13 protein-coding genes, 1 tRNA gene and 1 pseudogene are annotated in these 13517 nt (G+C 54.3%); 12 read left to right on the top strand and 3 right to left on the bottom strand.

Translation table 11 applies throughout. The annotated features are described in order from the left end of the window. Positions 1-4: 4 nt before the first annotated feature. Positions 5-981: pseudogene (locus B3C38_RS08720) on the bottom strand (nucleotidyltransferase domain-containing protein). 454 nt (positions 982-1435) lie between these two features. Between B3C38_RS08720 and B3C38_RS08715 the strand changes: the two are divergent. After that, positions 1436-2050: a hypothetical protein gene (locus tag B3C38_RS08715; protein ID WP_022332240.1), complete on the top strand. Its 615-nt coding sequence runs from the start codon at positions 1436-1438 to the stop codon at positions 2048-2050. A 179-nt stretch (positions 2051-2229) separates the two neighbouring features. Here B3C38_RS08715 and B3C38_RS08710 read toward each other — a convergent pair. Continuing rightward, positions 2230-2300, bottom strand: a tRNA-Cys gene (locus B3C38_RS08710). A gap of 217 nt (positions 2301-2517) precedes the next feature. On the opposite strand from B3C38_RS08710, the gene dprA reads away from it, so the two are divergent. The 7 genes from dprA to B3C38_RS08675 all read left to right on the top strand — a co-directional run bounded on the left by dprA (position 2518) and on the right by B3C38_RS08675 (position 8119). Beyond that, positions 2518-3621, top strand: coding sequence for a DNA-processing protein DprA (gene dprA / locus B3C38_RS08705; protein WP_022332239.1), 1104 nt, complete (start codon positions 2518-2520; stop codon positions 3619-3621). Further along, positions 3618-4427, top strand: coding sequence for a TatD family hydrolase (locus B3C38_RS08700; RefSeq protein ID WP_286726708.1), 810 nt, complete (start codon positions 3618-3620; stop codon positions 4425-4427). The genes dprA and B3C38_RS08700 overlap by 4 nt, the downstream gene beginning before the upstream one ends. 17 nt (positions 4428-4444) lie before the next feature. Continuing rightward, positions 4445-5473, top strand: coding sequence for an asparaginase (locus tag B3C38_RS08695; RefSeq protein WP_018695608.1), 1029 nt, complete (start codon positions 4445-4447; stop codon positions 5471-5473). Between the two features lie 367 nt (positions 5474-5840). Continuing rightward, positions 5841-6578: a MotA/TolQ/ExbB proton channel family protein gene (locus B3C38_RS08690; protein WP_022332236.1), complete on the top strand. Its 738-nt coding sequence runs from the start codon at positions 5841-5843 to the stop codon at positions 6576-6578. Positions 6579-6610: 32 nt separating this feature from the next. After that, entirely contained in the window at positions 6611-7030 is a 420-nt protein-coding gene (locus B3C38_RS08685; RefSeq protein ID WP_018695606.1) for a hypothetical protein, read from the top strand. Positions 7031-7039: 9 nt separating this feature from the next. Next, positions 7040-7645: an ExbD/TolR family protein gene (locus tag B3C38_RS08680; protein ID WP_022332235.1), complete on the top strand. Its 606-nt coding sequence runs from the start codon at positions 7040-7042 to the stop codon at positions 7643-7645. 3 nt (positions 7646-7648) lie between these two features. Continuing rightward, positions 7649-8119 (top strand): ExbD/TolR family protein, encoded by a 471-nt coding sequence (locus B3C38_RS08675; RefSeq protein WP_022332234.1) that lies wholly within the window; start codon positions 7649-7651, stop codon positions 8117-8119. A gap of 211 nt (positions 8120-8330) precedes the next feature. On the opposite strand, the gene B3C38_RS08670 is transcribed toward B3C38_RS08675, so the two are convergent. Next, positions 8331-8930 carry a ribonuclease HII gene (locus tag B3C38_RS08670; RefSeq protein ID WP_286726707.1) on the bottom strand — a complete coding sequence of 200 codons (600 nt, stop codon included), beginning with the start codon at positions 8928-8930 and terminating at the stop codon, positions 8331-8333. A 69-nt stretch (positions 8931-8999) separates the two neighbouring features. Between B3C38_RS08670 and B3C38_RS08665 the strand changes: the two genes are divergently transcribed. From B3C38_RS08665 to lipB, 4 genes are all read left to right on the top strand, one after another. Next, positions 9000-9992 (top strand): hypothetical protein, encoded by a 993-nt coding sequence (locus tag B3C38_RS08665; RefSeq protein WP_286726706.1) that lies wholly within the window; start codon positions 9000-9002, stop codon positions 9990-9992. A 149-nt stretch (positions 9993-10141) separates the two neighbouring features. Next, positions 10142-11059: a helix-turn-helix domain-containing protein gene (locus B3C38_RS08660; RefSeq protein WP_055211950.1), complete on the top strand. Its 918-nt coding sequence runs from the start codon at positions 10142-10144 to the stop codon at positions 11057-11059. A 468-nt stretch (positions 11060-11527) separates the two neighbouring features. Then, positions 11528-12409 carry a lipoyl synthase gene (lipA, locus tag B3C38_RS08655; protein ID WP_018695598.1) on the top strand — a complete coding sequence of 294 codons (882 nt, stop codon included), beginning with the start codon at positions 11528-11530 and terminating at the stop codon, positions 12407-12409. Beyond that, on the top strand, positions 12298-13512 hold the full coding sequence (gene lipB, locus B3C38_RS08650; protein ID WP_414630902.1) for a lipoyl(octanoyl) transferase LipB: 1215 nt from the start codon (positions 12298-12300) through the stop codon (positions 13510-13512). Before lipA ends, lipB begins: the two co-directional genes overlap by 112 nt. Positions 13513-13517: the final 5 nt, after the last annotated feature.

Raw genomic sequence — 13517 nt, 5'->3', positions numbered from 1 at the left:
CCGCTTATTGCCGTTCGCTCAACTCTTTATAAAGCTCCAGCCGCAAGCCGCAGTAGTTTTCGATGATATGGCCCATTTTTTCGACGCGTTGCAGGTGCATTTCCAATTCCTGCGGCGCAACATCGAAACCAATGTCGTAGCGTGCCTTTACCAGAAAACTCTTCAGACGCGGCAGCGTGAAGATATTTTCGATATGGTTATCGTCTAAAACCAGCATCAGCTGCGTCGAGAGCGTCCGCATCCGTTCGTGCATCACGACCGGATCGTGAATATCGAACTCCAGCCCGTGATAAACATAATAGAGCGTATGATAAAAGAGACCGCAGCCTGCGCCATGAACAAAGCCGCCAGACGCATATTGCGGCTCTCGCTGAAGGCGTCCTGCGCCTGTTCGATCAATTCGTTGCCCAGCATCCGGAACGTATCGAAATGAAATTTGGCGTCCGCATAGGCTGCGGCAAAGTTGATCGGGTGTTTCGGGCGGCGGAAATGGCAGTGGTCGCTGCAATAGAGCAATTCGCCCTCGGAGTGTGCAAAATAGAGGAATGGTGTTTTATTCGACTCGACATAGCTCAAAGGCATAATGTAGAGGTTGATATAGGTGATCTCGCGCCTGCTGTACGGCACTTTGTAACGCAGGATGCGTTTTGCCTGAATCCAATTGTATTCGGGCGTTTCCCGCACGACCATCAGCAAGTCATAGGTCATGGCGTCGCTATGGCGTGTGCCGCCGACCAATTTCCCGAAAAGCAGAATATATTCGGGGTTGAAATAATCTTCCGTCAGGCTTTGGACGATCCGGGCGGCTTCGGCAGGATTGTAGAGTTTTTCCGTTGGTTGTTCGGGTTGCGGTTCTGGCTTTGGAGCAAGTTGCCCGGTCGGCTGTTCCGGAGAGGGTACGGGCTGTTGTTCGGCTTGGGTGTTTTCGGAGGTTATGCGTTGTGCCGGGTTTTCCTGCACGGGGTTTTGATTCGTTTCCATGTTGTTTAGTATTACGGATTTGACAATAGTGGGGCTGTCCTTATCGTGCGCTGGGCACAACAAAGAGAATAACGGTTTAGTTAGCAGTTACTTGCTAATCCGGCGGGTGGAAATGGAAACAAATCGAGAGGTTGCATGGCGGGAACCGCCTGCGGCTGGCCTTGCGGCGTGCCTGTACCGGAGTACGGACATGATGCATTGTTCGCATAAAGATAAAAATATGCGCAGCTGCGAACAATACATCACTCTTTTACAAGCTCAGCAAAGTGCCGTTCGCGGGTCGCTAAACCCCAACGGCTCTGCGCATACCTTTAATATGGTTGCTTTGCTGGCTACCACGTAAAAGAATTTTATAACATATTGTTCGCAGGGGCAAAGGTAGGAATTTATTTTTAGACCATACTCTTATATTAGTCATATATTATTATCTTTACAGGAAGAAAAACAATACTTTATGAATGATAATTCCAAATACGGTGTATTTATTATTGAATTTTTACGTGCAGATGATTGTGCGGATGGAGAAATATTAAGTCAAATATTAGAACTGTCCAACATTGACGTAATTTACAAATGGGCCAACAATAAAATACATTTAGCCGAATTGTTACAAGAATTTAAGAAGAGTAAGTTCAGGTATTTACACATTTCATGTCATGCCAACGAAACCAGCCTTGAGATTAATGGAGATGAAATCACTAATAGTGAATTCGAGTCTATTTCAAAAGACGTTTTGAAAAATAGACGAATATTTTTATCCGCTTGTAAGGCCGCAAATAGAGATTTAGCGGCGAGATTAGTGTCAAAAAACAATGCATATTCCTTATTGGGAGTACCGATTAATTTGAGATTTGATAAATCTGCGCTATTTTGGCCTTGTTTTTACCACCTCATTAATGAAATAGACGCTTCCAAAATGCGAAGGGAGGACATTGTTGAAACAGTAAAAAAATGTGTCAACCTTTTTAATATTCCTGTAAATTATTACGCCAAAAGCAATTATCCAAATAAATTAAGACGATTTAAAATACGGGTAGGACATACAGACAATAGATTGATTAACATATAAACTCTCGCTTATTCGCACAGGCAACAGATAATATGGCTTTAATCTTGAACGCTTTATAATAGTCGAATATGAAAAGCAATCAACAGGTATCGCTATATAATTGATCGAATTTGCATAACAAATGTATGACAACTTAAAATAAAAACACCGTTGCAATTGCTTGCAACGGTGTTTTGGTGAGGTCTGAAGCGGATTCGAACCGCTGTACAAGGTTTTGCAGACCTTTGCCTAGCCACTCGGCCATCAGACCATTGTTCCCCGACAGGTTCCTGTTCGGCTTTCATTCCGTAACTACAAGTCCGTTGCTTCCGGATTGCATGCCGCGCCGGAAACATCCGGTTTATTTTCAAGCGCATCGGGAGTGCAAATATACAAACATTTCTAAAATCTGCAAAACTTCGACCCAACTTTGCGCTATTTCCCAAAAATATTTACCTTTACAAGATAATAAACGACATTTTGCGGTTATGACCATCGAGGATATCGCCTTGCAGATGACCCCGGGCATCGGCGTGAAAGGCGCCGTGCACCTGCTCGGAATATTCGGCGACGCACGGGGCATTTTCGCGGCGGCACCGGAGGAGCTGGCTATGAAAGCCGTTTTGCGGGAAGACATTATCCGGAATATCGTCCACCGCAAAGGCTTCGCCGCCGCAGAAAAGGAACTCGGCTACTGCCGCCGCAATTCGATCGCCGCGATCGCTTCGACCGACCCCGAATTCCCGGTATTGCTGCGGGAAATACCCGATTATCCCCATGTACTATACCTGAAAGGCAACGCCGCCGCCCTCTCGGCACGCTGCGTCGCGATGGTCGGCACCCGCCGGGCAACACCCTACGGGCAGACGATGTGCAACAGGCTGGTGGAGGGGCTCGCGGCACAGGTTCCGGAGCTCTGCATCGTGAGCGGGCTGGCCTTCGGCATCGACGTCGCGGCACACCGGGCAGCCCTGGCCGCAGGGGTACGAACCGTCGCGGTACTGGCGAACCCGCTCCCCGGCGTCATGCCGGCACAACACACGGCCGTGGCGCGCGACATCCTCGACCACGGCGGGGCACTGGTCACGGAGCTCCACTCGCAGACGCGGCAGAACGGCACGGCATACCTGGCCCGCAACCGGATCATCGCAGGGTTGGGTGCCGGCTGCGTGGTCGTAGAGTCGCCCGACAGCGGCGGGTCGCTCGCCACGGCGCATTGCGCCGACGGCTACGACCGTTCGGTAATGGCCGTACCGGGACGCGCCACGGACGGCATGTCGTCGGGGACGAACCACCTGATCCGCAACCGCAAGGCGCAACTCGTAATGACCGCCGACGATATTGTCCGCGAACTGATGTGGGATCTCGGCCCGGAACCGGCAGCATTCCGGGAAAAACCGTCCACGCCGGAGCTTACGCCCGACGAAGCTGGGTTGCTGGGCTGTTTCCGCACGGACGACCCGCTGGCGGTGGAAACCCTCGCGGAACTGAGCGGACTGGATCCGGGTGAACTGGCTGCCCTGCTCGTAGGGCTGGAACTGGCGGGAGCCGTACGGCAACTGCCCGGCAACCGATATATGAAAACACGATGAAACTGACGGATACACATTCACACCTGTACGATACGGCGTTCGACGACGACCGCGAAGAGGCACTGGCCCGCGCCGCGGCGGCGGGCGTGGAACACCTGCTGCTCCCGGGCATAGACTCCGAAAGCCACGGGGCGCTGTTCGACCTCTGCCGCCGCCACCCAGGGCAATGCGTCCCGATGATGGGACTGCACCCCACCTCGGTGAACGACAACCCGCATTGGCGCGAGGAGCTGGCACTCGCCGAACGTTACCTCACGGCCCCGCCCGAGGGCATCGCACGTTTCTGCGCCGTGGGCGAGATCGGGCTGGACTACTACTGGAGCGGCGAGTTCGTCGCCGAACAGGTCGAGGCTTTCGTTTCGCAATGCCGCCTGGCCGCACGGCTCGGCCTTCCGGTGGCGATCCACACCCGTGCGGCATGGGACGACATGTGCCGGATCGTCGGGGAGGAGGCGAAGGCCGCGGCGGAGGCGGGGCTACGGCTGCGGGGCGTGTTCCACGCCTTTTCGGAGGATGCCGTCACCTACCGGAAACTGAAAGCCTGCGGCGATTTCGCCTTCGGAATCGGCGGCGTGGTGACTTTCAGGAAGAGCAAGCTGGCCGATACGGTGCGCGAAATGGAACTGGACGACATCGTACTCGAAACCGACTGCCCGTACCTGACACCCGCACCCCACCGCGGCGAGCGCAACGAGTCGGCCTACGTACGGTTCGTGTGCGAGAAAGTCGCGGAACTGAAAGGGCTGCCCCCCGGCGAAGTGGCGGCCGCAACGACGGCGAACGCCAAACGTATTTTCGGAATATAACACCATAAGACCATACGATGAAATCTTCGATCCTGATCATCTATACGGGCGGTACCATCGGCATGAAGAACGATGCCGAAACCGGCGCCCTGGTGCCTTTCGACTTCAGCGGCATCTACGATGAATTCCCTTCGCTCAAGCGGCTCAACGTGGACATCGACGTGCTGACGATGGATCCCGTGATCGACTCGTCGAACGTCACCCCGGCAAACTGGGCGGCGCTGGCCGAGCTGATCCGCGACAACTACACCCGCTACGACGGGTTCGTCGTACTGCACGGCACGGACACCATGTCCTACACCGCATCGGCATTGAGTTTCATGCTCGAAAACCTGGCCAAGCCCGTGGTTTTCACCGGCAGCCAGATCCCGATCGGCGTGCTGCGCACGGACGGCCGCGAAAACCTCATCACGGCCATCGAGATCGCGGGGGCGCACATCGGCGGACGCCCCGAGGTACCCGAAGTGTCGCTCTATTTCCAGAACCGGCTGTTCCGCGCCAACCGTACCACCAAGCGCAGCGCCGAGGCGCTGAGCGCCTTCCGTTCCTACAACTACCCGCCCCTTGCCGAGGTGGGAGTCAACATCGCCTATAACCTCGCGGCGATCCTCCACCCGACGGAAATCTCGCCGGAACTGCGCATCGCCACCCGCCTGGCCGACGGAATCGAAGTCATCAAGCTTTTCCCGGGGCTGGGCGAAAATATCCTGCGGGCGATGCTCTCGGCTCCGGGGCTGCGGGCCGTGGTGCTGGAGACATTCGGCGCGGGCAACGCCCCGACCAACGAATGGTTCATCCGCGTACTGAAAGAGGCGATCGACCGCGGGGTCATCATCCTCAACATCACGCAGTGCGGCGGGGGCAAGGTTTCGATGGAACTTTACGAAACCGGGCTGAGGCTGCAGAAGATCGGCGTCCTGTGCGGCCACGACATGACCACCGAGGCGGCCGTCACGAAGCTGATGTACGTGCTCGGACTGGGGCTTTCCGACGAACAGACCCGCGCATTGTTGCGGCGCCCTCTGCGAGGCGAATTTACAGCCTAAGACGTTGCACGGAACGATTTTTTTTTCTATATTTCGCACTGCTAACGTACCTTATCGGGTCGCCAAAGAGGGGCAACACGAAGAGGAATAGAGGCATAACTCGCTGGCAAACAAATGTTTGGGTCAATTCGGAGTGAAATTTCCGGAATTTGCCTGTACTTGCAAAGCCGGCAGGGGAAAGCCATGGATCGGGGTAAAAAGATGCCGCAAGGATACGGAAAGGATAAAAAAAATATTTTTTTAGGATTTTTTTAATCCCGGGAGAATTGACGAAATACGATGGAAAGCGGAAGAACGTATTGTGAAATACCTAAAAACACAACAATAAAAAACAACTAAACAAATTTAATTTTATCTAATCACAACTATGAAAAAACTTTTTTTGATTCTGTCAGTGGCCCTGTTCGCATTGGGTACTGTTAACGCTTTCGCGCAGGAGGCTGCTGCAGCTGCCGAAACCCAACTCGCCGGCGATAGCCTGCACCACGTGATGATGCAGAAGTTCCTCGAGGGTGGTTGGGCATGGATGCTCCCGATCCTTATCTTCCTGATTATCGGTCTGGCCGTTGCCATCGAGCGTATCCTCTATCTCTCGCTGTCGACGATCAACTCGAAGAAACTCATCACCAAGGTTGAAGAAGCCCTGAAGAACGGCGGCATCGAAGCTGCCAAGGAAGTTTGCCGCAACACGCGCGGCCCGATCGCTTCGATCTACTACCAGGGTCTCGACCGTTACGATCAGGGTCTGGATTCGGTCGAGAAGGCTGTCGTTTCCTACGGTTCGGTTCAGACCGGCCAGATGGAGTCGGGCCTGACGTGGATCGGCCTGTTCATCGCCCTTTCGCCTATGTTGGGCTTCATGGGTACCGTTGTCGGCATGATCGCGGCGTTCGACGCCATCCAGGCTGCCGGCGATATCAGCCCGACCCTCGTTGCAGGCGGTATCAAGGTCGCCCTTCTGACGACCCTCATGGGTCTTATCGCTGCGGTTATTCTTCAGCTGTTCTACAACTATATCGTTTCGAAGATCGACTCGCTGGTAAACGATATGGAGGATTCGTCCATCACGCTGATGGATATCCTGACGGCTTACAGCAAGAAATAATCCCAACGATTTAAAAAGAGTTAAAGGCAATTATGAAAAAGATTTTAAATATCATATTGGGTATTCTGCTGGCCGTGATGGCGGTACTGGGAATATACGCAATTGCTACGGGTGGCTCCGAGGCGGCTATCAGCCTGAACCTCATCTGGTGCTATTTCCTGCTGGCTCTTGCGGTGTTCACAGCTATCTTCTGCGCGGTCTTCGGCATGATCCAGAACCCAGCGGGAATCAAGGGCACGATTATTTCGCTCGCGCTGATCATCGTGATCGTGGGCGTGGCTTACTTCGTGGCTTCGGGACATGACATCCAGATCCCCGACCTCGCCAACGGCGGGTTTTTCTCCCAAGGTGAAACCGTCCTGACCGACACCAGCATCCTGGTAACGTACGTTGCCCTGGTCGCTGCGTTCGTGACGGCTATCGCAACCGAAATTTACGGCGCTTTCAAATAACAACGAACAATGGCAGGAAATAAAAGACAAATACAGGAGATCAACGCCGGCTCAATGGCCGACATCGCCTTCCTGCTGCTGATTTTCTTCCTTGTGGCCACAACGATGAATGTCGACACCGGTCTGGTGCGTATGCTTCCGCCGATGCCCCCCGAAAACCAAAAGCAGGAGGACATCAAGGTCAAGGAGCGCAACCTCTTCCTGGTGCTCATCTCGGGCAGCGGCAACATCATGGCCGGGCCCTCGGGCAAACAGGAGATCATCGACCTGAGACAACTCAAGGACAAGACGAAGGAATTCATCCTCAACCCGATGGACGACGAGAACCTCCCGGAGAAAACCGAAAAGGAAATCGAGTTGGCCGACGGCAGCAAGTGGGTATATCCTGAAAGCCAGGGCGTTGTTTCGTTACAGACCACCCGTGATACGGGCTATCAGTCCTACATCATGGTGCAGAACGAACTCACACGCGCTTTCAACGAGGTACGTGACGAAGTCGCCATGAAGAAATTCGGAGCAAAATTCTCGGAGCTTTCCGAGGATCAGCGCAATGCAGTATCCAAAGCAGTACCTCTGAAGATTTCGGAGGCCGAACCGCGTAATATAAAGAAGTAAGTTATGGCAGTAATGAAAAAGAAGGGCAATAAAGGTTTGCCCCCTATCTCGACAGCATCGCTTCCTGACGTGATCTTCATGATCCTCTTCTTCTTCATGGTGTCGACCACCATGCGCGACCAGGAACTGCTCGTGAGGTACAAACTCCCCGAGGCAACCGAAGTGCAAAAGCTCGAGAAGAAATCGCTCGTAAGCTACATCCACATCGGACAGCCTTCGCTGGTGATGCAGGCCAAATTCGGTACTGCACCCCGTATCCAGCTGAACGACTCATACAAAACGACCAAGGATATTTTGGATTTCGTAGCCGCAGAGCGCGATAAGCTCAGCGAGGCCGACCGTGCCTCGATGACGATCTGCCTCAAGGCCGACCAGACAACCAAGATGGGTATCGTAACCGACGTGAAGCAGGAACTTCGTCGTGCCAATGCACTGAAAGTCTCCTACGCCGCTTCCAAGTCGCTGGGATACTAAATCCCGAGTCATATCGAAAAAGGGCTGAAGTCGGACTTCAGCCCTTTTTTTATGTGCCATACCGATAGTTATACGGCCTCCAGCATCTTCAAACGGATGCCCGCCACTGCAAGACGGCAGGGTAAATTCGGGCCGGGGATTTAAGCGCGGGAGATGATCGTATCCGATCACCACGGGATTTCCCGGCAACACGCGGAAAGACAATCCCCGCTCAGAATTGCAACTCCAACTGACCGATCCCGTGGCTGAACGACAGGCGGTGGTGGGGCGTAAGTCCGTATTCACGGATTGCGAGCCGATGCTCGCGGGTCGGGTACCCCTTGTTCTTTTTCCAGCCATACTGCGGGTATTCCTCCGCGAGGCGCAACATGTACTCGTCCCGATGGGTCTTGGCCAGCACCGAGGCTGCGGCGATGTCGGCATATTTGCCGTCGCCCTTGACGATGCAACGGTAGGGTAATTCAAGACGTGTCCGGAAACGGTTGCCGTCGATCGCAAGGAATCCGGGCGGCGGATCGAGGCGGGCGACAGCCAGCGACATTCCCTCGAACGAAGCGTTCAGGATGTTGATCTCGTCGATCCGGGCTGCGGAAACGGCCTCGACGGCCCAGGCCACGGCTTCACGCTCGATGATCAGGCGGAGCCTGTCCCGGTTCCGCTCGGTCATCTGCTTCGAATCGTTGAGCAACGGGTCGTGAAAATCGGGCGGAAGGATCACCGCAGCGGCGAATACCGGCCCGGCCAAACACCCCCGGCCGGCCTCGTCGCAACCGGCCTCCCGAAACTCGTATTGGTACTGGTTTTCTAACATCGTACCACAAAGTTACGCATTATTCCGGCTTTTTTCGCTAATTTTGCCCGAGGAAAAAAGCCTTCCGACATGAAAATCGACATCGCCCGGCAGCCGCTCGTACCGGCCTTCATGACCCTCTTCGCACTCGCCGTCGCGGCCATGTGTGCTGGAATCCCCGTGTCCGATACCAGTGGAGCGGTGCGCGATGCGCTCCCGCTTCTGGGCGGCCAACTCGCCCGGTTTCAGGCGGCATATCCGGTATGGTCGAAGTTTGCCGCCGGGTTCATGCTGCTCTTCGCCGGAATGTGTACGGGACGGATTTCGATCCGCTACAACCTCTATACGGTGGGCACCTGCCTCCCGATTCCCCTCTATGCCATCGTCGCCTGCGGGATCGCAACAGGCGGGAATTATCTCGCAGGGTTCGCAGCGTCGATGCTGCTTGCACTGGCAACGAAAAATTACTGCCGTGCCTTCTGCAACGGGTACGGGTTCGACGCCATCTTCCGTGCCTCACTCTACCTGGGACTGATGCCGCTGGTATATGCCCCCGGCTTGCCGATGCTGCTGCTCCTGCCGCTGGCCGTACTGCTTTTCCGGCGTACCTTGCGGGAAGTCGCGGTAGCAACGGCCGGACTGCTGCTGCCGGTCTTCACGGCCTGCTATGTCAGCTGGGGCACCGGGGCGGAATTCACGGCTCCCCTGATCAAATTGGGGCAATCCGCCATCGAAGGTATGCCGCTGCATCTCTTTCTGGATATTTCCCTCCCCGCACTCGTCATGGCAGGCGGGATCGTGCTGCTCGACCTGACAGCGCTTTTCTTTTTCCTGGCCGACATCTATGCCGCAGGCACCAAACCCCGCTTCATCCTCTTTTATAATATAGGTATACTGATATTGACTCTGGCTGTGCTATGCAGCCCCGCCGCAACACCCGAGGCACTCGCCCTGCTCGCTGTCCCGTCGGCCATACTGATCCCGGTATTTTTTGTCCGCATACACAGGGGAATAGCATTGCCCGTATACCTGATTTTTCTGGCGGCAGCCTTCGCTGGAATATTTTTACAATATTATATTTAGTCATTATTATGGTATCTTTAGTCTTATTTGCCTGTTTGTGCCTTTTTAGACTATTCATTATTTTATAAAACAAATATTAAATTGTATTTTTGAAATGAGCAATCGGTGACGCAACTCATTGTTCAAAAAAACTTAAAATACGATTTGGTATGAAGAATTCATTAAATTCGTCGGCCCAGCAGCCGATGATTGTGAAGTACGTAGAAGCCCTTCACAACGGAATCCAGTCTCAGGCGCTTTCACGTTACGCAATCGGTTACATCCTCCGAGGCACGAAGTATATTTACGACGGGGATAAGCGCCAGACCCTTACGCGCGGAGACGTATTCTACCTCGGCATCGGGCATCACTATATCGAGAACTTCCCGGAAAACGGACAACCCTTCGAGCAAGTGCTCTTTTATTATACGCCGGCTGACCTCCAGCGGATACTGCTGCACCTGAACATCACCTACGGACTGAACATTTCGAACGAACATTCGTGCGAAAACTGCCGCAACCGTTCGCACGTCTCTATGCCTGCCTGGAATTCGATCCGCAACTTTTTCATCAACACCAACAACTACCTGCGCGACGAGGATTTCCACCGCGACGAGACGGCCGAGAACATCAAAATGACCGAATTGATCTACCTCATCGCCTCGCACGAAGACTGCTGCCTGAAGAGCAAACTGCTGAGCAACGTCGACGCGGCCAAGGAGAATTTCGAACAGATCGTCTACGACCACATCTTCAAGGATATTTCGATCGAAGAACTTTCGAAGCTGACGAACCGTTCGCTCACCTCGTTCAAAAAGGAATTCCGGCGCCATTTCATGATGCCGCCCCACAAATGGTACATCCGCCAGCGCCTGATGCATTCGCGTCTGCTGTTGATTTCGACTTCGAAGTCGATTTCGGAAATCGGCAATGCCTGTACATTCCCCAATACGTCGCACTTTATTAAACTTTTCAAAAAGGAGTACCAGATGACGCCGGCCGCTTACCGGAACCGCCACATCACTTCGCTCGCTCCCGAGGCGCAGCCCGCCGCTAAGGAAACCGAGGAAATCCGCGAGGCGTTATAGTTCGCAACTTACAAAACCGTTAGTATTTTAAAATTTTTAATTATAATTTAAAAGATTTTTTTCGGTTAGGTTAAAAAAATGTTACAAAAGATTTGGAAGATTGTGATTTTCCATTTATCTTTGTATAACAAAACGTGGGATTCTCCCACTCTCATTAACCTAACTAACCTAACCAGAGGGGTTTGCTACTGCCAGGCAGCAAACCCCTTTCTCTGTGCAAAAAAGTCCTCCGGCAGTATCCGATATTGAATAATTGCGATTTTCGAGGCCGCATTTTTTATTTTTTTAATTGCATACTGCGAATACCGCCGCCGGCGAAACCCGAAAACAGCCCGGGGAAAGGCCCGGAGCAGGCAAACCCGCGAAGAGGCGTATCAGGAACGAGATGCCGAAAGAAAATAGGGCATTCATAGGAATTATCAATTATTTTTTCGTATTTTTGCATCAATTGGAAAATAATGAACTTAAATGCCGAAGTTTTATGACAAGGTAGATGTACTGAAAAAACCAGGATGGTTGAAGATCCGGCTCCACCGCACCCCGGAATATGCCGAGGTACAGCAAATAGTCGACAAACATGCGTTGCATACGATTTGCAGCAGCGGCATGTGTCCGAACAAGGCCGAATGCTGGAGCCGCAGAACCGCAACCTTCATGATCCTGGGAGACATCTGCACCCGAGGCTGTCGCTTCTGTGCAACGAAAACAGGACACCCCCTTGCCCCCGACGCCGAGGAACCCCGACGGGTCGCCGAAAGCGTCGCACTGATGAAACTGAGGTATGTCGTCGTTACTTCTGTGACGCGTGACGACCTGCCGGACGGCGGTGCCGCACACTGGGCCCAAACCGTCCGCGCCATCCGCACACAGAATCCCGACGCCGTAATTGAGCTCCTTATTCCCGATCTCGACGCACAGCCCGCCCCGCTGGACGTGGTCGTCGCATCGAAGCCCGATATAATCGGGCACAACATCGAAACCGTCGAGCGGCTGACCCCGGTGGTGCGTTCCAAGGCAAAGTACCGTACGAGCCTGGAAACCCTGCGCTACCTGAGCGCACAGGGTGTCGCAACGAAAAGCGGACTGATGGTCGGACTTGGCGAGAGCGATGATGAAGTATTACAAACCCTGCACGACCTGCGCGACGCAGGCGTGGGGATCGTAACACTCGGTCAGTACCTTCGTCCCACTCTGGAGCACTACCCCGTTGCGGCGTATATCACTCCTGAAAAATTCGAATGGTACAGACTGAAAGCGCTGGAAATGGGCTTCAGCTACTGCGCGAGCGCACCGTTAGTCCGCTCGTCGTACATGGCGGAAGAGGCCCTGAAGAGCGTCAAAAGTTTGTAGCGATGGAAGCCTCCTGCCGGGATCTCGGACTGATGGACTACAAAACCTGCTGGGAATTGCAGCAGGGCTTGTTCGACGCCCTGGTAGCCCGCAAGGCAGCCTGCAAAGGCGCAACGAAACAGGCGGCGGCACCCCTGGCGGCAAACGCCGGCACTGCGGAAGCAAGTAAGGCATCCGCGTGGGAGCCGGCACAGCGATCGGCAGAGGCAATGCCCAGCAAGGCGGGAACGCAACCCGGCAAAGGGCCGGAATCCCCAACGGGCAGCGTATCCGCAGCAGAGGGCGTCGAACCGTCAGGCGTCACCGGAGATGGCTCCGCCAGCGCAGGCACTATCCTTTTGGTGGAACACCCGCCGGTATACACACTCGGCAAAAGCGGCCATGCCGAAAACCTGCTGATAGGCCGCGAAGCGCTCGAAGCGATGGGCGCACAGTTCTTTCACATCGACAGAGGGGGCGACATCACTTTCCACGGCCCGGGGCAGCTGGTCTGCTATCCGATCCTCGACCTCGAATGTCTGGGCATCGGGCTGAGGGACTACATCGGGGCACTGGAAGAGGCCGTCATCCGTACCGTGGCGGTATACGGCATCACCGCCGGCCGCATGGCAGGCGCCTCGGGGGTCTGGATCGGCCCCGGAATCGGCGGGGAAACAGGGAGCCGGACAACCGCCTGCCGCGGAGATAACGGCGGCGGCAACTGCAACATCGGCGGTAACTGCGGCAACAAAAGCGTCGGCGGCAAAAGCGGCGACAGCGGCGAAAACCGCAACGAGGCAGGAACCTGCGATAGCGGCAGAATCTGCGATAGCGGCAGAATCTGCGATAGCGAAATCGGCGTCGGTGACCGCGCATTCGGAAAGGTGCCGCGCAAGATTTGCGCAATAGGCGTCCGGTCGTCACGTTATATCACCATGCACGGGTTCGCGCTGAATGTCACGACCGACCTCGGGTGGTTCACGCGCATCAACCCCTGCGGGTTTACCGACCGGGGAGTGACCTCGATCGAACGGGAAACGGGTCGCAAGGCCCCGATGGGCGAAGTAAAGTCGCTCGTTGTCAAATTTTTAAGTGAGATATTAAATGTTAGAATATATAAATAGTAAAT

Source organism: Alistipes sp. UBA1686, assembly GCF_002320215.1.
GTDB lineage: Bacteria > Bacteroidota > Bacteroidia > Bacteroidales > Rikenellaceae > Alistipes > Alistipes onderdonkii.
The sequence above is the reverse complement of the archived record's forward strand: the minus strand, read 5'-3'. Positions and strand labels throughout refer to the sequence as shown.